Below are 21,438 nucleotides of genomic sequence, written 5' to 3'. Positions count from 1 at the left end.
TGCCGTACCTCTAAGGAGGTACCCCTTGCTCGTCGCCCTCGCCACCATCCTGTCGATGGCAATTGCGTAAGGCCCTCTGGTCAGCCAACGGCCACCCTTCGATTATCCCGCGCATAATTCGCGCGAACATCGTCGCCAAGTTGAGGGCTTCCTCGCGGATCATCTGCTCCGGCCGCAACTGACGCGACGGAAAGTCCGTCGACGTAGAAGTAGACACTCCGGCGACCATCAGCGAAGCGCACTTCAAAGCTTCCGGTGTCCGGCATGGCTTCGTGCTTGATGAGACGGATGGTCATCCCACCATCAAAGCGTCATCGCGCGGCTCCCATGAACACATCGCGAAAGCTGGTGTTGCCGCCGTGTTGCGTGGAGCGATTTGTAATGTCGGGTCAGGCGCTGAAATCATTGCAACGGGCTGGGAACGCCGCGCAACACGAATCACGCTGAAGAACGGAGGCGAAACGCCGCCAAGATGGTGATTTGAAAACTGAAAGACTGGCGATCCCGGCAGGAATCGAACCTGCAACCCTCAGAGTAGAAATCTGATGCTCTATCCAGTTGAGCTACGGGACCGTCCTGAGCCGCCCGCCTTGGGCGGGCCGCTGTTCGTATAGCATGCCAATATGAAAAATCCGGCGCTTCGCCAAGTCTGAACCGAACCGTTTTCCTCTCTGGGACGACAAAACGGACGGTGAAGTGTCAGGGTGCCGGGTTGAGCGGCAGCGGACTGGACGACGGATCACGTCGCCGGCAACGCTGGCTAGCTTCCGGGACACGGTCACCGGTCGACTGGTCTGATATTGGCTGCGCCACAGGACGGCGCGCGCGGTGGTATCTTGATCGGTCTCCTCTGGGCGTGGCTTGCCATGGCGAATGTGACGTTTTGCACCTCTGGTTCCATCGCCTTGAGTCTGTCACCTTTCCGCGCACTTATCGCCGCCGCGGCCTTCGTCCGCGATTTCCGGGAGTCCATTCATGATCGGTCTGGTTCGCGCCGTCACCCTCTGCGCCACGCTGGCGTTCGGCCTGAGTGCTGCGCACGCCGCTGAAAAAGCGTTCAAGCGCGATGATCTCGCCGATTCCGCGATCAAGCTGGAAGCGCAGATCAGGAGCGAAGCGGGGCCAGTCGCCAAGACCAATGCGACGCTGCGCACCGACGCCGACGCCGCCTTCAAGCGCTTCGATTTCCGCACGGGCCTGTCGGTGCTCGGTCAGATCGCCGCGACCACGCCGGAGGATGCCGGCAACTGGTTGCGGCTCGCCAGAGCCATTTTCCAGATCACGCCGAAGAGCTCGAGCGAACAGACTTTCCTGCTGGAACGTGCCTCGACCGCCGCTTACATCGCCTATATGCGCGCCGGCAATCCGGGCGAGGAGGCCGACGCGCTCGCCGTGCTCGGCAGGGCGTTGGCCGAACGGCATTTATTCCGGCCGGCGCTGGATTCGCTCCGACTGTCGCTCGATACCAAGGAGGTCGCCGACGTTCGCGGTCAATATGAGAAGCTGCGCGACGAGCATGGCTTCCGGCTGCTCGACTATACCGTGGACTCGGATTCGGCGAGCCCGCGCGCGTGCTTCCAGTTCTCCGAGGAGCTCGCCAAGCGCACCGATTTCGCGCCGTTCCTGGCGCTGGCGGGCCAGGACAAGCCGGCGCTGTCGGCCGAGGGCAAGCAGCTCTGCATCGACGGGCTGAAGCACGGCGAGCGCTACAACATCAACTTGCGCGCCGGCCTGCCATCCACCGTGAAGGAGGGGCTGCCGAAATCGGCCGAGTTCAACATCTATGTGCGCGACCGCAAACCGTTCGTGCGCTTCACCAGCCGCGCCTATGTGCTGCCGCGCACCGGCCAGCGCGGCATTCCCGTGGTCGGCGTCAACACGCCCGCGGTGAACATCAACGTCTTCCGCATCGGCGACCGCAATTTGATCAACACGGTGGTCGACAGCGACTTCCAGAAGACATTGTCGAAATATCAGCTCTCCGAACTCGGTAACGAGCGGGGCGTCAAGGTCTGGTCCGGCGAGCTGGCGACCGCGATGACGCTGAACCAGGACATCACGACTGCATTCCCGGTCGACGAGGCGCTCGGCGAGCTGCAGCCCGGCGTCTATGTGATGACCGCCGCTGCCAAGGGGCCTGGCTCGGACGACGATTACCAGCTCGCCACGCAATGGTTCATCGTCTCTGATCTCGGCGTCACCGCCTATTCCGGCAATGACGGCATCCACGTCTTCGTCAACTCGCTGGCCTCGACCGACCCGGTCGGCAAGGCCGAGGTGCGGCTGGTCGCCCGCAACAACGAGATTTTGGCGATGCGCACGACCGACGCCGCCGGCCACGTTCTGTTCGAGACAGGGCTCGCACGCGGCGAGGGCGGCCTGTCGCCGGCGATGCTGACCGTCACCGGCGAGAAGGCCGACTATGCCTTCCTCAGCCTCAAGACCTCCGCCTTCGACCTCAGCGACCGCGGCGTTGCGGGGCGCGCGGTGCCCTCGGGCGCCGATGCCTTCGTCTATGCCGAGCGCGGCGTCTACCGCTCCAGCGAGACCGTCTATCTGACCGCACTGCTGCGCGATGGGCAGGGCAATGCCGTCAATGGCGGGCCGCTGACCCTGGTGATCGAGCGCCCCGACGGCGTCGAATTTCGCCGCGCTCAGCTCGCCGACCAGGGCGCCGGCGGCCGCACGCTCGCTGTGCCGCTCAATTCGGCCGTGCCGACCGGCACCTGGCGGGTGCGCGCCTTCACCGATCCGAAGGGCTCTTCGGTCGGTGAGACCACGTTCATGGTCGAGGACTACGTTCCTGACAGGATCGAATTCGACTTGTCCGCCAAGGACAAGCTGATCAAAGCTAATACTCCTGTAGAACTCAAGGCAGATGGCCATTTCCTCTATGGCGCGCCGGCGTCCGGCCTCCAGCTCGAGGGCGATTTGCTGATTGCGCCGGCTGCCGAGCGGCCAGGCTTTTCCGGCTATCAGTTCGGCGTCGCCGACGAAGAGACCACCTCGAATGAGCGTACACCGCTGGAGAATCTGCCCGAGGCCGACGCCAATGGCGTTGCGACCTTTCCCGTAACGCTGGACAAGCAGCCGGCATCGACCCGCCCGCAGGAGGCGCAGATCTTCGTCCGCATGGTCGAGACCGGAGGGCGCGCCGTCGAACGCAAGCTGGTGCTGCCGGTCGCGCCCGCGACCGCCCTGATTGGCATCAAGCCGCTGTTCGCAGACAAGAACGTCGCGGAAGGCGACAAGGCCGAGTTCGACGTCGTGTTCGTCTCGCCCGAGGGCAAGACCCTTGCCCGAGACGGCCTGCGCTATGAACTCCTGAAGATGGAGTCGCGCTATCAGTGGTATCGCCAGAACAATTACTGGGAGTACGAGCCGGTCAAGTCGACCTCGCGTGTGGCCGATGGCGACGTTGCCATCGCCGCCGACAAGCCCACCCGCATCTCCCTGGCGCCGCGCCCCGGCCGCTACCGTCTCGACGTGAAGTCGAACGACGCTGACGGCCCGGTGACCTCGGTGCAGTTCGACGTCGGCTGGTATTCCGACGGCAGCGCCGACACGCCGGATCTGCTGGAGACCTCGATCGACAAGCCGCAATACGCTTCCGGCGACACCATGACGGTGTCGGTCAATGCCCGCACCGCTGGCAAGCTCACCGTCAATGTTGTCGGCGACCGCCTGCTGACGACGCAAACCATCGACATCAAGGAAGGCACCGCGCAGTTGAAGATCCCGGTCGGCAGGGACTGGGGCACGGGCGCCTATGTGGTGGCGACGCTGCGCCGTCCGCTCGATGCGGCCGCCCAGCGCATGCCGGGCCGTGCGATTGGCCTGAAATGGTTCGGGATCGACAAGCAGGCCCGCACGCTCCAGGTGAAGCTGACGCCCCCGACGCTGATCCGGCCGAATTCGATGCTGAAGATTCCGGTCAAGCTCGACGGACTCAATCCAGGCGAGGACGCCAAGGTGGTCATCGCCGCCGTCGATGTCGGCATTCTCAACCTCACCAATTACAAGCCGCCGGCGCCGGATGACTATTATCTCGGCCAGCGCCAGCTCTCCGCGGAGATCCGCGATCTCTATGGGCAGCTGATCGACGGCATGTCGGGCACGCGCGGCCAGATCAAGTCGGGCGGTGACGCCGGCGCAGCCGAGCTCCAGGGCTCGCCGCCTGCGCAGAAGCCGCTGGCGCTTTATTCGGGCATCGTCACCGTCGGCGCCGACGGCAGCGCCGAGGTGAGCTTCGACATACCTGAGTTCGCCGGCACCGCTCGCGTGATGGCGGTGGCGTGGACCGCCACCAAGCTCGGCCGCGCCAACACCGACGTCGTGATCCGCGACCCTGTCGTGCTGACCACGACATTGCCGCGCTTCCTGCTCAATGGCGACCACGGCACGGTCAACCTCGAGATCGACAATGTCGAGGGGCAGGCCGGCGACTACGTGATCAAGGTGAAGACCGGCGGCCCGGTGAAGATGACCGGCAATGCCGCCACCGCCGTCAAGCTCGCGGCCAAGCAGCGCAATTCGTTCGCGCTCGCGCTCGATGCGACAGCGGCTGGGCAGGCGACGCTCGACGTCGACATCAAGGGGCCGAATGGCCTCGCGCTGGCGCGTCACTATGCGTTCGACGTCAAGGCGGCGACGCAGGTGCTGGCGCGGCGCTCGATCCGCACCCTGGCGAAGGGCGAGAGCCTGACGCTGACCTCGGACATGTTCTCCGACCTCGTGCCGGGTACCGGCAGCGTCTCGGTCTCGGCGAGCCTGTCGACGGCGCTCGATGCGGCGACGATCCTCAAGGCGCTCGACCGCTATCCCTATGGCTGCTCGGAGCAGATCACGAGCCGCGCGATGCCGCTACTCTACGTCAACGACCTCGCGGCCGGGGCGCATCTCGCCATGGATACCGAGGTCGACCAGCGTATCCGGGACGCCATCGAGCGGCTTTTGGCCCGTCAGGGCTCCAATGGCTCGTTCGGCCTGTGGTCGGCGGGCGGCGACGATGCCTGGCTCGATGCCTATGTGACAGACTTCCTCACCCGTGCCCGTGAAAAGGGCTTTGTGGTACCGGACGTCCTGTTCAAGAACGCGCTGGATCGGATTCGCAACTCCGTCGTCAACGGCAATGAGCCGGAGAAGGACGGCGGCCGCGATCTCGCCTATGGCCTCTACGTGCTCGCCCGCAATGGCGCTGCTCCCATCGGCGATCTGCGCTATCTCGCCGACACCAAGCTGAACAATCTCGCTACCCCGATTGCGAAGTCTCAGCTTGCGGCGGCGCTGGCGCTGGTCGGCGACCGCAACCGCGCGGAGCGGGTCTATGGCGCGGCGCTCGACAGCCTCGCGCCAAAGCCGGTACTGGAATTCGGCCGCGCCGACTATGGCTCGCAGCTGCGCGATGCCGCTGCCCTCGTCTCGCTCGCGAGCGAAGGCAATGCGCCGAAGGCGACGCTGACGCAAGCGGTGGCGCGGGTCGAGACCGCGCGCGGGCTTACGCCCTACACCTCCACGCAGGAGAATGCGTGGCTGGTGCTGGCGGCGCGCGCGCTGGCCAAGGAGAATCTCTCGATCGAGGTCGATGGCCAGCCGATCAAGACCGCGCTCTACCGCAGCTACAAGTCGGACACGCTGAGCGGCAAGCCGCTGAAGATCACCAACACCGGCGATGCGCCTGTGCAGGCGGTGGTCTCGGTGTCCGGTTCGCCTGTGACCCTGGAGCCGGCCGCGTCTAACGGCTTCAAGATCGAGCGGAACTATTTCACGCTCGATGGCAAGCCGGCCGATATCAGCAAGGTCAAGCAGAACGATCGCTTCGCCGTGGTGTTGAAGATCACGGAGGCAAAGCCGGAGTACGGCCACATCATGGTGTCCGATTATCTGCCGGCCGGCCTCGAGATCGACAACCCGAAGCTGGTATCGTCGGGCGACAGCGGCACGCTGGACTGGATCGAGGACGGTGCGGAGCCTGAGAACACCGAGTTCCGCGACGACCGCTTCACGGCGGCCGTCGATCGCGCCTCGGATTCCAAGGCGGTGTTCACCGTCGCCTATGTCGTGCGTGTGGTCTCGCCCGGCAAATATGTGCTGCCGCAGGCCTATGTCGAGGACATGTACAATCCCTCGCGCTATGGCCGCACCGGCACGGGCACCGTCGAGGTGCGGGCGGCGAAGTGAGTGCTTTGGATGAATAGCGTTCCGCACGTGCCACAATCTTCGTCGTCATGCCCGGGCTTGTCCCGGGCCTCCACGGACTTTGGCTCGGCTAGCAAGAGCGTGGATGGCCGGGACAAGCCCGGCCATGACGGAGGAGGGCGCACGAGCATGCGCTTCCTCTCCGCCCTCGCGCTCGCCTTCATCCTCACCGTCGTCGGCTTCGTCGGCTGGGTCTATTCCCTCGGTCCGCTGCCGCTCGATGAAGCCCGGCGCGTTTCGACCACCGTCGTCGACCGCAACGGAAAGCTGTTGCGCGCCTACGCTATGGCCGACGGACGCTGGCGGTTGCCGGTCGATGCCAAATCCGATGTCGATCCGACTTACCTCAAGCTGCTGTTCGCCTATGAGGACCAGCGCTTCTATGCCCATGACGGCATCGATCCGCTGGCGCTGGCCCGCGCCGCGATCCAGCTGTCGACGCGCGGCCATATCGTGTCCGGCGGTTCGACCATCTCAATGCAGCTCGCTCGGCTGATGGAGCCGCGGCGGCAGCGCTCGCTCTACGCAAAACTGCACCAGATCGTCCGCGCGATCGAGCTGGAGCGCAGCTTGAGCAAGGACGAGATCCTCAACCTCTATCTCGCGCTGGCGCCCTATGGCGGCAATCTCGAAGGCATCCGCGCCGCATCGATTGCCTATCTCGGCAAGGAGCCGAAGCGGCTGTCGCTGGCCGAGGCGGCTCTGCTGGTGGCTCTGCCGCAATCGCCGGAGACGCGCCGGCTCGATCGCCATCCGGATATCGCTCGTATCGCGCGCGATCGTGTGCTCGACCGCATGGTCGAGGACCACGTGGTGAGCGCGGACGATGCCAGGCAGGCGAAGGCCGTACCCATTCCAAAGCTGCGCAAGCCGATGCCGATTCTGGCGCCGCATGCCTCCGACACCGCGCTTGCGACCGTCAAGGATGCCCCGGTCATCAAGCTGACGCTCGACTCCAATCTCCAGAAGGTGCTCGAGCCGCTGGCGCGCGACCGCGCGATCGCATTGGGACCGAACGTCTCGGTCGGCATCATCGTGGTCGACAACGACAGCGGTGACGTGCTCGCCCGTGTCGGCTCGGCGGATTATTTCGACGAGAGCCGGGCAGGGCAGGTCGACATGACCCGCGCCATCCGCTCGCCGGGCTCGACGCTGAAACCGTTCATCTACGGCCTCGCCTTCGAGGACGGTTTTGTTCACCCCGATAGTTTGATCGACGACCGTCCAGTGCGTTTCGGCTCCTACGCTCCGGAAAATTTCGACATGACGTTCCAGGGCACGGTGCCGGTAAAGAAGGCGTTGCAGATGTCGCTGAACGTGCCGGCGATCGTGCTGCTCGACCGCGTCGGCTCGAGCCGTCTGGCCGCGCGGCTGCGACAGGCCGGCGGCAATCTGGTCCTGCCCAAAGATGAAGCACCGGGGCTCGCCATGGGTCTCGGCGGCGTCGGTGTCACGCTCCAGGACCTCGTGCAACTGTATGCAGGTTTCCCCCGGCTCGGCACCACCAAGCCGCTGCGCGAGATCATGAGCGCCAGGGACGATCGCGAGCCGCTGCGGCTGCTGGATCAGGTTGCAGCTTGGCAGGTCGGCAATGTGCTGTTGGGAACCCCGCCGCCGGAAAATGCCGTCCATAACCGCATCGCCTTCAAGACCGGCACCTCCTACGGCTATCGTGACGCCTGGTCGGTTGGATTCGACGGCCGGATGACCGTCGGCGTCTGGGTCGGCAGGCCCGATGGCGCGCCGGTTCCCGGCCTGATCGGCCGGGTGGCCGCAGCGCCCATCCTGTTCGATGCCTTCGCGCGCACCGGCAAGACGCTGGTTCCGCTGCCGAAGGCGCCCAAGGGAACCCTGGTGGCCAGCAACGCGAAGTTGCCGTTGCCGCTGAAGCGGTTTCGCCCGGTTGGAGAACTCATCCGCACCGGCGGCGAACAGGTGCTCCACATCCAGTTCCCGCTGAATGGCGCCCGGATCGACGTAGATCGCTCAGGCGGCACAGAAGCCGCGGCCATGCCCGTCAAGGTCGCCGGCGGGGTGTTGCCGATGACCGTCATGGTCAACGGAACCGCGCGCGGCGAGATCGATGGACGCCGCCAGCGCCTGATCGACCCGCCCGGCCCGGGCTTTGCACGGCTGACTGTGATCGACGCCACGGGCGCCGCGGACACAGTCGTCATTCGAATTCAATGAGAGCGGCTTAAGCGGTTGTGGCGATGGCGGTTTCAGCGTAAGCGGAACCAATGGCCGAGACCTATCCGACTCCCCGTTTTGGAGCGCCCCGAGAGCCGAAAATGCCGGTAAATCCGGGCGGTCGGCTCGTGCTGATGCTCGATTTTGTCACCGGCAGCCACGCCCGTGCCGTGGGCTTCCTGGTGCTGTGCGCGCTGCTGCTGTTTCTGCCCGGATTCTTCACCATCCCGCCCGTCGACCGCGACGAGGCGCGCTTTGCGCAGGCCACCAAGCAGATGGTCGAGAGTGGCGATTACGTCGACATCCGCTTCCAGGAGGACGTTCGCTACAAGAAACCGGTCGGCATCTACTGGTTGCAATCGGCGGCGGTCGAGACCGCGACAGCGCTGAAGCTGCCGAAGGCCGAGTTGCGGATCTGGGTCTATCGGCTGCCCTCGCTGATCGGCGCCATCGGCGCGGTGCTGATGACCTATTGGACCGCGCTCGGCTTCGTCACGCGGCGCGCGGCAGTGCTTGCCGCGCTGCTGATGGCCGCCTCGGTGCTGCTCGGTGTCGAGGCCCGGCTCGCCAAGACGGATGCCGTGCTGCTGCTCTCAGTGGTCGCCGCGATGGGCGCGATGTCGCGCGCCTATCTGTCCTGGCAGCGTGCCGAGGACGAGACCCATCCGCCCTGGAGCTGGCCCGCGATCTTCTGGACCGCGCTCGCTGTCGGCATCCTGATCAAGGGCCCGCTGATCCTGATGTTCGCAGGACTCACCATCGTCGCGCTCGCGATCCAGGACCGCGATTCCTCGTGGCTCTGGCGCTTGCGCCCGGTCTGGGGCCTGATGTGGATGCTGGTGCTGGTGTTGCCCTGGTTCGTCGCCATCTTCTGGCGGGCGGGCGATGCCTTTTTCGCCGATTCAGTCGGCGGCGACATGCTGAGCAAGCTCGGTGCGCAGGAATCACACGGCGCGCCGCCCGGACTTTACCTGGCGCTGTTCTGGATCACGTTCTGGCCCGGTGCGCCGCTCGCGGCCATGGCGGCGCCCGCGGTGTGGCGGGCGCGGCGTGAGCCCGGCGCGCAGTTCCTGCTGTCCTGGCTGATCCCGTCCTGGATCGTGTTCGAGGCGGTGCTGACCAAGCTGCCGCATTACGTGCTGCCGCTCTATCCGGCGATTGCGATCCTCACGGCCGGCGCGCTGGAGCGGAACGTGCTGTCGCGCTCGTGGCTCGCACGCGGCTCGGCCTGGTGGTTCGCAATTCCCGCGGGCGGTTCGATCATCGCGGTGGTCGGCGCCGTGGTGCTGACCCGGCAGCCGGCTTTCGTGGCTTGGCCGTTCATCGCGGCCTCGCTGATCTTCGGCCTGTTTGCCTGGTGGCTGTACGACAATAATCGCGCGGAGCGCTCGTTGCTCAACGCACTGGTCGCCGCACTGATGCTGGCGGTGGTGGTCTATGGCATCGTGCTGCCGTCGCTGACGCCGCTGTTTCCGAGCATCGAGATCGCGCGCGCCTTGCGCAACGTGACCTGCGTCGGCCCGCGGGCGGCCTCGGCCGGCTATGCCGAGCCGAGCCTCGTCTTCCTGACGGGAACGCGGACGTTGCTGACCGACGGATCGGGCGCTGCCGATTTCCTGAGGCAGGGAAGCTGCCGGTTTGCGCTGATCGAGCAGCGTTCGGAGCGCAGCTTCGCGCAGCGCGCCGAGGCGATCGGATTGCGCTACAAGGTCGGCCCGCGCATCGACGGCTACAATTTCTCCCAAGGACGCGCGATCTCGATCTCGATCTTCCGCTCCGAGGGCACGGAATAGGATGTCGGACTCCACCTCCATCGCGCCGCGTGCGAGCTACCCGCTGCAGCTGCTCACGGTCTCGGGGCACGCGCTGGCGCAGCTCGTGCGCCCGCCCTCGCATTCGCGCCGAGCCGCGGCCGCGCGAAAGCTGGCGCGGCATTCGCTTTGGCTCAGTGCGGCGGGTGCGGCGCTGATCATCTTGCTGATGCTCGCGTTTGACCGAACCGAGATCCAGTTGATGCCGGCGCGCGGCACGCCGTCGCTCTGGCCGATCCGCATTCTCACCGATTTCGGCAAGGACGAGAATGTGCTCGCGGTCCTGGGTGTTGCGCTGGTCATCGTGGCGCTCGTGGCCGCCGGGATGCACGGCACGCGCCGCGCAGTGCTGCTCGGCTTCGGCACAAGGCTGCAATATCTGTTTCTGTCCGTTGCCGTGTCGGTGTTCGTCGCCGAGATCCTGAAATATCTCATCGGCCGCGGACGGCCGTTCGTCGGCGGCAAGGCGGATCCCTTCAACTTCATTCCCTTCGAGGGGACCGGGGCTTATACCAGCCTCCCGTCGGGCCATGCGGTGACGGCGTTCGCATTGGCGTTTGCTGTCTCGGCGCTTTGGCCACGCCTGCGCGTGGTCATGTTCACTTACGCGATCGCGATCCTGCTGACGCGTCTTGTCCTGCTCGCACATCATCCGAGCGACGTCACGGCCGGCGCGCTGGTCGGCATGGTCGGCGCCATGGCGGTCCGCTACTGGTTTGCGGCGCGCCGGCTGGCTTTTGCCATCCAGGCGGACGGCACCATCGTGCCGCTTCCAGGGGGCTTCAAAAGGGTTGCCCGTAGCCCATCCGCCCCATAAAAGCGGCTGCTTGCCGGGGCCGCCGGTTCCCCAGGTCGCAGGCCAATCCAACCACGAGCGCTCGATTTGTCGTCGTCCCAGCCTTCGGTTTCCATTGTCGTCCCCGTGCGCAACGAAGCCGACAACATTGCTCCCCTGATCGAGGAGATCACGGCCGCGCTCGATGGCCGCTGGGCCTATGAGATCATCTATGTCAACGACGGCTCGACCGATGCGACCGGCGAGCGGCTTGCGGCGATCATGGCGCGGCGGGACAATTTGCGGCAGTTGCGCCATGCGAAGTCAGGTGGCCAGTCGGCGGCAGTGCGCAGCGGCGTGCGCGCGGCCCGCGGCGCCATCGTGGCGACGCTCGATGGTGACGGCCAGAACAACCCCGCCTTCCTGCCGGACCTGATCGCGGCGGTCGAGAAGGGCGCCAATGTCGGGCTTGCCGCGGGACAACGCGTCGGGCGCAAAGACACCGGCTTCAAGAAATTGCAGTCGCGGGTCGCCAACAAGATCCGAAATGCCATCCTCAAGGACGGCACGCGCGACACCGGCTGCGGGCTGAAGGCGTTCCGTCGCGAGGTGTTCCTGATGATGCCCTATTTCGACGGGCTGCATCGTTTTCTGCCTGCGCTGATGCGCCGCGAAGGATTTGAGATCGCCTATGTCGACGTGATCGACCGGCCGCGCCATTCCGGCGTGTCCAATTACGGATTCTTCGACCGGCTGTGGATCGGGATCATGGATCTCGCCGGCGTGTGGTGGCTGATCCGCCGCAAGAAACCGACGCCTGAAGTGACCGAGGTGAAGGCATGATCATCCAGTACGGCCAGGCGCTGAGCAACTATCTCTACGACGTCTTCGTCGCCAAGTTCGATTTCTGGCTCGCCTTCGGGCTTGTCGCGCAACTGTTCTTCACCGCGCGCTTCCTGGTGCAGTGGATCGCGAGCGAGCGCGCCGGCAACAGCGTGGTGCCGATGGCCTTCTGGTTCTGCTCGATGGGCGGCGGCCTGATGACGCTGGTCTATGGCGTCGTGAAGCGCGAGCCCATCATCATCCTCGGGCAGGCGCTGGCAACCATCATCTATGTCCGCAACATCATGCTGATCATCAAGAACCGCGGCCGCGCGTCGAAGACGCTGGACCGCTGATCGGACGCATCAGCGCGGCAGCGCCGTCGCGCCTGAGGCGGGCAGGGCGGCCGTTTCCGCCTCGGTCCGGCGATAGGGCTCGCCGGCTGCATCCAGCACCGGATAGGCGACCGAGCAGATATGCGAGTGGATGCGCCTGAGATCGCGCAGCACGTCGAGATGCAGCGACGTGGTCTCGATGGTCTCCGGGCGACCCTCGCGCAGTCGGTCGAGATGGCGTTCGACAGCGGCGAGTTCGGTGTTCTTCAGCGCGGTCTTTTCCACCAGCAGCCTGCGCGCCTCGTTGGCATCGCCCGACATGAACACGCCGAACGCGATCCGTAAGGAATCCATCGTGCGCTTGTGGAAGGCGGCGAGCTCGTCGGCGCCCTCGGGCGAGAACTGCAAGCGCCGCTTGATCTTCTTGGTGGCGAGCTCGCTCAGGTTCTTGTCGATGATGTCGCCGATATGCTCCAGGTTGATCGCGAAGGAGATGATCTCCATCGCCCGCCGGCCCTCGCTCTCGTCGAGACTGCCGCGGGTCAGCTTCGTGACGTAGAGCTTGATGGCCTCGTCCAGGCTGTCGACGATATTGTCCGTCTTCGAGACCTGGTCGACCAGCGAGCGGTCGCCCGTCATCATCGCGGCCATCACCTTGCGCAGCATGGTTTCGACGAGATCGCCCATGCGCAGCGTCTCGCGCGCAGCATCGGCGAGCGCGAGCGAGGGCGTCTCCAGCGCGCTTTCGTCGAGATAGCGCGGCCGGGCCGGATCGGTGTCCTGCACGCGATCGGGCAGCAGGCGGGTCAGCAGGTGCGACATGGTATCGAGCAGGCCGATGAAGATGATGGCGGTGCCAACGTTGAAGGCGATGTGAAACGCCGCAATCATCCTGGCGAGGTCGGGTTGCCAGGCGTGCATATGGCTCGCGATCGTGCCCAGGAACGGCAGGGCCAGTGCAATGCCGATGACACGATTGACGAGATTGCCCACCGGCAGGCGGTAGCTCGCCGGATCGTCGCGCCTTGCGCCTTCAAACACGGGGTTGACAGCACTGCCGAGATTGGCACCCAACACCAGCGCCAGCGCCGCATCAGGCGTGATGAACTGCGAATAGGCCAGCGACATGATCAGCAGCACGCTGGCGACGCTCGAATGCACGGCCCAGGTGATCGACGCCGCGACAACGATGCACAGGACGGGGTCGCCTGTTATCGCCGACATCACGACACGCACACCAGGCGCATTCTCCGCAGGCGCCAGCGTGTCGAGCAGGATATGCAGCGACAGCAGCATCAAGCCGAGGCCGATGCAAAGCCGGCCGACATCCTTGATCCGCGAGCGCGGGCCGGAACGAAAGGCGACGAGGCCGAGCACGAACAGCACGGGCGCAATTGCGGCGATGTTGAACGACAGCGCCTGCACGATGAGCGTCGTGCCGACGTTGGCGCCCAGCATGATGGCAAGCGCGGCGACCAGGCTGAGCAGGCCCTCTGCGGCAAAGGAGCTGGTGAGCAGCGCGGTCGCCGTGCTGCTCTGAAGCAGTGCGGTGAGGCCCAGGCCTGCGGCAAATGCGCTGAAGCGGTTGCCGAGGGCCCTGCCGAGCAGGCGTCGCAGATCGGGGCCAAAGGCGCGCAGGATGCCGCTCTGGACCATGTGCAGGCCCCACAGCAGCAACGCCACGCCGCCCATCAGATCGAGCAGAACCAACGTTCCCATGCTCCGTGTCCGGATGAGAGTCGACTGGTGAGGCTAGCGCCAAATGCTTGAGGTTCAAACCATTTGTTGGCGCATCGGCGCTAACGTTTGCGTCGGTTGCTCGTTCCTGCGGCGAGGCTTGGCGTCCGCAGGCGCATTGCCACGTGAGCAGGCTTACATTGCCGCTTTGAGGGCAGCGAAGCCGCGATCGAGGTCGGCCTTGAGATCGTCGACGTTCTCGAGCCCGATGTGGAGGCGCAGTGTCGGGCCGCCCGGTGCCCACTTGGTCGCGGTGCGATAAGCGTCGCAGTCGAAGGGAATGGCCAGGCTCTCGAAGCCGCCCCAGGAAAAGCCCATGCCGAACAGCTTGAGCGTGTTGAGCATGGTGTCGACCGCGCTCTGCGGGGCCGGTTTCAGCACGATGCTGAACAGGCCCGAGGCGCCGGTGAAATCGCGCTTCCAGATCGCATGACCCGGATCGGTCTCGAGCCCTGGATGCAGCACGCGCGCGACTTCAGGTCTCGCCGCGAGCCAGCGCGCCATGTCGAGGCCGGAGCGATGATGCTGCGCCAGCCGCACCGACAACGTGCGGAGGCCGCGCAGCGCCAGGAAGACGTCATCAGGACCGGCACAGACGCCGAGCAGGCGGATGCCTTCCGAGATCTGAGGCCAGGCCTTGGCATTGGCCGAGATGGTGCCGAACATGATGTCGGAATGGCCGCCGATATATTTGGTGGCGGCCTGCATGGAGATGTCGACGCCCTGCTCGAGCGAGCGGTGATAGAGCGGCGTTGCCCAGGTGTTGTCGTCAATGACGAGTGCGCCCTTCGCGTGCGCGACCTGGGCGATGGCGCGGATATCGGGCATCTCGAACGACTGCGAGCCCGGAGCCTCGACGAGCACGGCACGGGTACTGGGTTTGAACAGCTTTTCGATGCCCGCACCGATCAGCGGATCGAAATAGGTGGTCTCGACGCCGTAGCGGGCGAGCATGCCGTTGCAGAAATTGCGCGAGGGCCGGTAGATATTGTCGACGACCAGAAGATGGTCGCCCGTCTTCAGCACCGAGAGCAGGGTGGTGGAGATCGCCGAGAGCCCCGAGGGCACGATGCCGACGCCGGCGCATTGCGGCCCCTCCAACGCCATCAGCGTGTCCTGGAACGCCCGGGTGGTCGGGGTCCCATGGCGGCCATAGGTGAACTCGCCGCGATGGGCATGCAGGTCCTCGGCGGTCGGATAGAGCACGGTCGAGCCATGGAACACCGGCGGATTGACGAACCCCTTCTGCGCCTTGGTGTCGCGACCGGAGGTAACCAGCCGGGTTTCGGCCTGCTGCTGTGCGGGGTGCGAGGAATCCATGCGTCTGCTTTCAAAAAGCGCGTTGCCGCCGGGCGCGGATCGCACGGTCGGGACGGCCTTAAGGCCGCAATTGTTAATAACAGAACACAGAAGAGTCCCGTCAACCCCTTGACCCGGCTCGCCAGTCGTTCTGTGATGCGCAGGTGCTATTCAGTCGCTGCATGTTGAGGGGCAGCCGCGACCTTCGATCCATCGTCTGACCGGACCTTGCGTCACAGCCGTAAAGGCGGGCGCCTGCGGCGGGGATTAGGGTATGGCCTCTCAGGATGGGCGAGTGTTCGGCAAGGTTTTCCAGCATGACTCTTGCAAGGCAGGTCTTAGTAGGATTTGCCCCGGCAGAGACGATCCTGAGACAACATTCCTGACCTTGAGACGATCTTTGAAAGGCCTTCAGCCCATGAAACGCGTAACCCTGGCTCTCTCTCTTGCTCTCGCCGCCGGCCTCTCTGCCCAGGCCGCCGAGGCGCAAACGCTCAAGACCATCAAGGACCGCGGCATGCTGTCCTGCGGCGTCAGCCAGGGCCTGCCCGGCTTCTCCTCGCCCGACGACAAGGGCAACTGGACCGGCATCGATGTCGATGTCTGCCGCGCGATCGCGGCGGCGGTCCTGAACGACCCGACCAAGATCAAGTTCGTGCCGCTGTCGGCCAAGGACCGCTTCACGGCGCTGCAATCCGGCGAGATCGACGTGCTGTCGCGCAACACCACCTGGACGGTATCGCGCGATACCTCGCTCGGCGCCAACTTCACCGGGGTTACCTATTATGACGGGCAGGGCTTCATGGTGAAGAAGTCGCTCAAGGTCAATTCCGCGCTGGAGCTCAACAGCGCCTCGGTTTGCGTCCAGACCGGCACCACCACCGAATTGAACCTGGCCGACTACTTCAAGGCCAACAACATGAAGTACGAGGTGATCGCGTTCGGCACGATCGACGAAGCGATCAAGGCCTACGAGTCGGGCCGCTGCGACGTCTTCACGGACGATTCATCCGGCCTCTATGCCAGCCGCCTGAAGCTCACCAATCCGGCCGATCATGTCGTGCTGCCCGAGATCATTTCCAAGGAACCGCTGGGGCCGATGGTGCGCCATGGCGACGATCAGTGGTTCGACATCGTGAAATGGACGCTGTTCGCGATGGTCACGGCCGAGGAGCTCGGCATCACGCAGAAGAACGTCGACGAAATGGCGAAATCCGACAAGCCGGAGCTGAAGCGGGTGCTCGGCACCGACGGCAATCTCGGCGAACAGCTGGGCCTCACCAAGGACTGGGTGATCCGGATCGTGAAGGCGGTCGGCAATTATGGCGAGTCGTTCGATCGCAATGTCGGCGCCGGCTCGCCGCTCAAGATCAGCCGCGGTCTCAATAATCTCTGGACCAAGGGCGGCCTGCAATACGCGCCGCCGATCCGCTGATCGGCAGACGCGCAGGCTGCGCCGATGGGCGTCGGGGCCCGGAAACCGCCACCGCAACTCGCGCTGAAGCTGAGGCGCGCGCTCGGTGGCAGGGCAGGCTGGAACGGCGTTGCCGTCCAGCTTGTCTTTGGCGCGATCCTGGCTTGGATCGCCTATGAGGTCATATCGAACGCCCGGACCAACCTGGAAACCCAGCACATCGCTGCGGGCTTCGGGTTCCTGCAAAACAGCGCCAGCTTCGACGTCAACCAGACCCTGATTTCCTATTCGGGGTCCGATACCTACTTCCGCGTCTTTTTGGTCGGCATCCTGAACACGCTGCTTGTCTCGGTGGTCGGCATTGTCTTTGCCACCGTGATCGGTTTCGGCGTCGCACTCTGCCGTTTGTCGCCCAACTGGCTGGTGTCGCGCGTCGGCGGTCTCTATGTCGAGGCCATCCGCAACCTGCCGCTCCTATTCCAGATCCTGTTCTGGTATCTCGCCGTGCTCGCGGCACTGCCGGCGCCGCGGCAGAGCCTCTCCATCTTCAGTGCGATCTTCCTGAATAATCGCGGCGTGATCGTGCCGTCGCCACTCGCGCAGCCCGGGCTCGTTGCATTCCTCGCGGCGCTGGCGCTCGGCATCGTCACCTCGCTGGCGTTGCGCAGCTACGCGCGGCAAATGCTGTTTGGTCAAGGCCGCGCGATCCGAATCTGGCCGTACGTGCTGACATTGCTCGTCGGATTGCCGCTCGTCACGATGCTTGCGTTCGGTCCGCCCGTCACGTTCGAATTTCCGCAGCTGAGGGGATTCAACTTCGCCGGCGGCACGCGGATCATTCCGGAACTCGTCGCATTGACGGTCGGGCTGTCGACCTATACGGCGGCGTTCATCGCCGAGATCGTCCGTGCCGGCATCCTGTCGGTCCATAAGGGACAGATGGAGGCGGGCTCGTCGCTGGGCCTCAGCCGAGGCGCGACGTTGCGGCTGATCGTAGTGCCGCAGGCCATGCGCGTGATCGTACCGCCGCTCACCAACCAGTACCTCAACCTGACCAAGAACTCGTCGCTTGCGGTCGCGATCGGCTATCCCGATCTGGTCTCGGTGTTTGCCGGCACTGCGCTCAGCCAGACCGGACAGGCGATCGAGATCCTCGTCATGACGATGGGCGTCTATCTCCTGATCTCGCTCGCCACCAGCGCCATCATGAGCGTCTATGGCTGGCGCATCAGCCGGAGCCTTGGCGCATGAGCGATCTGGCCGCGTCCTCCTTTGTCCGGCGGGATCTGGTTGCCGAGCGCCCGGCGCCGGTGACGACAACCGGTTTCCTCGGCTTTGCGCGCACGCGCCTGTTGAACTCTCCGACCAATATCCTGCTGACGATCCTCGGCCTGTTGCTGGTCTGGTACACCGTCGTTCCCACCATCAAGTTCCTGCTGGTCGATGCGGTCTGGAGCGGCAAGGATCGCACGGCCTGCCTCGCCGAGAATGCAGGCCATCCGGTTGGCGCCTGCTGGCCCTTCATCCAGGCCAAGTTCACTCAGCTTTTCTACGGCTTCTATCCCGCGGCCGAGCTCTGGCGGGTCAACCTGACCTTCGCGCTCGGCGCAGTGCTGCTCTTGCCGCTGCTCATTCCGAAGCTTCCTTCCAAGGGCTTGAATGCCGGGCTGTTCTTCTTCGCCTTTCCCGCGGTCGCATTCTTCCTGCTGCATGGCGGCGGCATCACCGGCTTCGGCGTGAGCTGGGTGGCGGACCTGCTGCAATTGTTCGCCGACAGCATCAGCGGAGTCGGTGAGGTTCTGGTCGGCCTGAGCAAGACGTCGGCCGTCGGCCCGCTGCTCTGGGCGATCGGCGGCATTATCGCGCTGGTCGGCACGTTGCTGCACTGGGTGATCTTTCCATTGACCTGGCTGCGCGATCAGATGCAGGCGGCAGGACAGGGGCCTTGGCTCGACTTCCTGATCACTGCCGTGATCGTATCGGTGATCCTGTTCGTGCTCGGTGGCGGAGCGCGCGGAGGTTCGCGGCCCTTGGTCGGCAGCCTCGCCACGTTCGCGGCAATGGCCGCGGTGATCAAGCTGATGGGGCTGGATCACGGCGGCCTGCCGATCGTCGATACGCGGCTGTGGGGCGGGTTGCTGGTGACGCTGGTGATCGCAATTACCGGCATCGTGGCGTCATTGCCGATCGGCATTGCGCTGGCGCTCGGCCGGCGATCGACCATTCCCCTGATCCGGATCTTCTCGATCACCTATATCGAATTCTGGCGCGGGGTGCCGTTGATCACCGTGCTGTTCTTCGCGACCTACATGCTGCCCTTGTTCCTGCCGGGGAACTTCACCGTCGACGGCCTGGTACGCGCACTGATCGGCGTTTCGCTGTTCACCGGCGCCTATCAGGCCGAGAACTTGCGCGGCGGTCTGGCGGCGGTGCCGCGCGGGCAGGGCGAGGCAGCCTCCGCGCTCGGCTTGTCCTGGTGGAAGACGACTTCGCTGATCGTGCTGCCACAGGCGTTGCGCCACGTCATTCCCGCGATCGTCAACAGCTTCATCTCGCTGTTCAAGGACACGTCGCTGGTCTCGATCGTCGCATTGTTCGATCTGCTCGGCTCGCTGCGCGCCTCATTCGCCGATCCGGTCTGGACCACGCCCTCGACCGCCTTCACCGGATTTGCGTTCACCGGAATCATCTACTTCACCTTCTGCTTTGGCATGTCGCGCTATTCGCTCTTCGTCGAGCGTCGTCTCAACGCCCACCGCCGCAACTGATGGAGCTCACCATGTCCGACCCCATCGTCAAGATATCCGGCCTCAACAAATGGTACGGCGACTTTCACGTGCTGCGCGACATCGACCTCGAGGTCGAGAAGGGCGAGCGGATCGTGATCTGCGGTCCGTCGGGCTCGGGCAAGTCGACGCTGATCCGCTGCATCAATGCGCTGGAGGAGTTCCAGGAGGGCGAGATCGTCGTCGACGGCATCGAGCTCGGGCCGAACCTCAAGCATGTCGACGCGGTGCGCCGCGAGGTCGGCATGGTGTTCCAGAGTTTCAATCTGTTTCCGCATCTCACCGTGCTCGACAACTGCACGCTGGCACCGATCTGGGTCCGCAACATTCCCAAGAAGGATGCCGAGGAGACCGCGATGAAGTTCCTGGAGCGGGTCAAGATCCCGCATCAGGCCAACAAGTTTCCCGGTCAGATGTCCGGCGGTCAGCAGCAACGGGTCGCGATCGCACGCGCCCTGACGATGAATCCGAAGGTGATGCTGTTCGACGAGCCAACCTCGGCGCTCGATCCTGAAATGGTCAAGGAGGTTCTCGACACCATGGTCGACCTGGCGAAAGAGGGCATGACCATGCTGGTCGTGACCCACGAGATGGGCTTTGCCCGCGAGGTCGCCAACCGCGTCATTTTCATGGATGCCGGCCAGATCATCGAGGCCAACACGCCGAACGAATTCTTCGCCACCCCGCAGCATGCCCGCACAAAACTGTTCCTCAGCCAGATTCTGCGCTGATTGCCGCAAGATTCCGGAGGCACGGCCATCTGGCCAAGCTGCGCGCGGGCTTGCCAGCACAGATCGCAGCTTCGCCCGCCGGCAATGTCGAGATCTACGCGAGCAGGGTAGAGGCGGCCTATCGCCGGTTCTGGCGCGATTATTGTGCGACGATGACCGCATAATCGGTCCCGCAGGGGCCGCCCCATGGAACTGCGCCGAGCTCGAGCCGAACCCCTCTTGGACTTAGACGAACGGCAGCTTGATGTTGCTGCGTTTCTCCAGCCATTCCGGCACCGGCAGGTTCTTGGCGCGCATGAAGTCGGCATTGAACAGCTTTGACTGATAGCGGCTGCCGGAATCGCACAGGATGGTAACGATGGTCTTGCCCGGCCCGAGCTGCTTAGCGAGGCGCAGCGCGCCGACGATGTTGATGCCGGTGGAGCCGCCGAGGCACAGGCCTTCGTGCTGGAGCAGCTCGTAGATCATCGTGACAGCTTCAGCGTCGGGGATGAGATAGGCATCGTCGACCTTCGCGCTTTCGACGATCGCGGTTTTGCGGCCGAGCCCGATGCCTTCCGTGATGGAGTCACCGGGCGTCGCCTTGGCTTCGCCGGTCCTGAAGTATTCGAACATGCCGGCTCCGTGCGGATCGGCGCAGGCAATCCGGATGTCCTTGTTCTTCTCTTTCAGAAAGCGGCTGATGCCGGCGAGCGTACCGCCGCTGCCGACTGAACAGACGAACCCGTCGATCTTGCCGCCGGTCTGCGCCCAGATCTCGGGGCCGGTCGAGTCGTAATGCGCCTTCGCGTTGTCGAGGTTGTTCCACTGGTCGGCGAACAGCACGCCGTTCGGCTCGGTCTTGCGCAGCTCGTCGGCAAGGCGGCGGCCGACATGCTGGTAGTTGTTGGGATTGGAGTAGGGCAGTGCCGGCGATTCCAGGAGCTCGGCACCGCACAGCTTCAGAAAGTCCTTCTTCTCCTGGCTCTGCGTCTCCGGAATCACGATCAGCGTGCGATAGCCGCGCGCGCTTGCCACCACGGCAAGGCCGATGCCGGTGTTGCCGGCGGTTGCTTCGACCACGAGGCCCCCCGGCTTCAGCTCGCCGCGTTTCTCGGCTTCCAGGATCATCCATTTGCCGGCACGATCCTTGACCGACTGGCCGGGATTCATGAACTCGGCCTTGCCGAGGATCGTGCAGCCGGTCAGTTCGGACGCGCGCTTGAGCTTGATGAGCGGAGTGTTGCCGATGGCTTCGACAACGTCGTTTTTGATGGTCATGTCAGGCAATTACCGGCTGGTTCACGATATGGGCGCGACCCTAAAGTAGGGTCGCGGGCCACACAAGGCGAGGGCGCAAA

The 21,438-nt window shown here is 64.7% G+C and carries 14 protein-coding genes and 1 tRNA gene; 10 read left to right on the top strand and 5 right to left on the bottom strand.

Annotated features, from left to right (window positions below):
* Positions 1-80 precede the first annotated feature (80 nt).
* Together XH88_RS30825 and XH88_RS30820 are read right to left on the bottom strand one after the other, a co-directional pair.
* Positions 81-296: a hypothetical protein gene (locus XH88_RS30825; RefSeq protein ID WP_271671992.1), complete on the bottom strand. Its 216-nt coding sequence runs from the start codon at positions 294-296 to the stop codon at positions 81-83.
* A 200-nt stretch (positions 297-496) separates the two neighbouring features.
* Positions 497-573: transfer RNA gene (locus XH88_RS30820), tRNA-Arg, on the bottom strand.
* A 402-nt stretch (positions 574-975) separates the two neighbouring features.
* On the opposite strand from XH88_RS30820, the gene XH88_RS30815 reads away from it, so the two are divergent.
* The 6 genes from XH88_RS30815 to XH88_RS30790 all read left to right on the top strand — a co-directional run bounded on the left by XH88_RS30815 (position 976) and on the right by XH88_RS30790 (position 12,152).
* The gene (locus tag XH88_RS30815) at positions 976-6,180 is read left to right on the top strand and encodes an alpha-2-macroglobulin family protein (RefSeq protein WP_271671991.1); all 5,205 of its coding nucleotides are present in this window, start codon (positions 976-978) and stop codon (positions 6,178-6,180) included.
* Between the two features lie 147 nt (positions 6,181-6,327).
* The gene (gene pbpC, locus XH88_RS30810) at positions 6,328-8,388 is read left to right on the top strand and encodes a penicillin-binding protein 1C (protein ID WP_271671990.1); all 2,061 of its coding nucleotides are present in this window, start codon (positions 6,328-6,330) and stop codon (positions 8,386-8,388) included.
* Between the two features lie 50 nt (positions 8,389-8,438).
* On the top strand, positions 8,439-10,181 hold the full coding sequence (locus XH88_RS30805; RefSeq protein ID WP_271671989.1) for an ArnT family glycosyltransferase: 1,743 nt from the start codon (positions 8,439-8,441) through the stop codon (positions 10,179-10,181).
* 1 nt (position 10,182) lies between these two features.
* On the top strand, positions 10,183-11,016 hold the full coding sequence (locus XH88_RS30800; RefSeq protein WP_271671988.1) for a phosphatase PAP2 family protein: 834 nt from the start codon (positions 10,183-10,185) through the stop codon (positions 11,014-11,016).
* A 66-nt stretch (positions 11,017-11,082) separates the two neighbouring features.
* A complete protein-coding gene (locus XH88_RS30795) occupies positions 11,083-11,817 on the top strand; it encodes a glycosyltransferase family 2 protein (RefSeq protein WP_271671987.1) in 735 nt (244 codons plus the stop codon).
* The gene (locus XH88_RS30790; protein ID WP_271671986.1) at positions 11,814-12,152 is read left to right on the top strand and encodes a lipid-A-disaccharide synthase N-terminal domain-containing protein; all 339 of its coding nucleotides are present in this window, start codon (positions 11,814-11,816) and stop codon (positions 12,150-12,152) included. Before XH88_RS30795 ends, XH88_RS30790 begins: the two co-directional genes overlap by 4 nt.
* A 9-nt stretch (positions 12,153-12,161) precedes the next feature.
* On the opposite strand, the gene XH88_RS30785 is transcribed toward XH88_RS30790, so the two are convergent.
* Together XH88_RS30785 and metC are read right to left on the bottom strand one after the other, a co-directional pair.
* Complete coding sequence (locus XH88_RS30785; protein WP_271671985.1) at positions 12,162-13,850, bottom strand: Na/Pi cotransporter family protein; 1,689 nt, start codon at positions 13,848-13,850, stop codon at positions 12,162-12,164.
* A 153-nt stretch (positions 13,851-14,003) separates the two neighbouring features.
* Positions 14,004-15,188 carry a cystathionine beta-lyase gene (gene metC / locus XH88_RS30780; protein WP_271671984.1) on the bottom strand — a complete coding sequence of 395 codons (1,185 nt, stop codon included), beginning with the start codon at positions 15,186-15,188 and terminating at the stop codon, positions 14,004-14,006.
* 397 nt (positions 15,189-15,585) lie between these two features.
* Between metC and XH88_RS30775 the strand changes: the two genes are divergently transcribed.
* From XH88_RS30775 to XH88_RS30760, 4 genes are read left to right on the top strand one after another with little or no spacing between them, the layout of a single operon-like run.
* Positions 15,586-16,602, top strand: a complete 1,017-nt coding sequence (locus XH88_RS30775; protein WP_271671983.1) for an amino acid ABC transporter substrate-binding protein — start codon at positions 15,586-15,588, stop codon at positions 16,600-16,602.
* A gap of 24 nt (positions 16,603-16,626) precedes the next feature.
* Entirely contained in the window at positions 16,627-17,832 is a 1,206-nt protein-coding gene (locus XH88_RS30770; RefSeq protein ID WP_271671982.1) for an amino acid ABC transporter permease, read from the top strand.
* Entirely contained in the window at positions 17,829-19,349 is a 1,521-nt protein-coding gene (locus XH88_RS30765) for an amino acid ABC transporter permease (protein ID WP_271671981.1), read from the top strand. Before XH88_RS30770 ends, XH88_RS30765 begins: the two co-directional genes overlap by 4 nt.
* Positions 19,350-19,360: 11 nt before the next feature.
* Positions 19,361-20,098, top strand: coding sequence for an amino acid ABC transporter ATP-binding protein (locus XH88_RS30760; RefSeq protein ID WP_271671980.1), 738 nt, complete (start codon positions 19,361-19,363; stop codon positions 20,096-20,098).
* Positions 20,099-20,323: 225 nt separating this feature from the next.
* Here the strand turns inward: XH88_RS30760 and XH88_RS30755 are convergent, their stop codons facing one another.
* Positions 20,324-21,358, bottom strand: a complete 1,035-nt coding sequence (locus XH88_RS30755; protein WP_271671979.1) for a cysteine synthase A — start codon at positions 21,356-21,358, stop codon at positions 20,324-20,326.
* Between the last annotated feature and the right edge of the window lie 80 nt (positions 21,359-21,438).

The sequence above is a fragment of the Bradyrhizobium sp. CCBAU 51627 genome, from assembly GCF_028128765.1.
Classification (GTDB): domain Bacteria; phylum Pseudomonadota; class Alphaproteobacteria; order Rhizobiales; family Xanthobacteraceae; genus Bradyrhizobium.
This window is presented reverse-complemented; position numbering and strand designations above follow the sequence as displayed.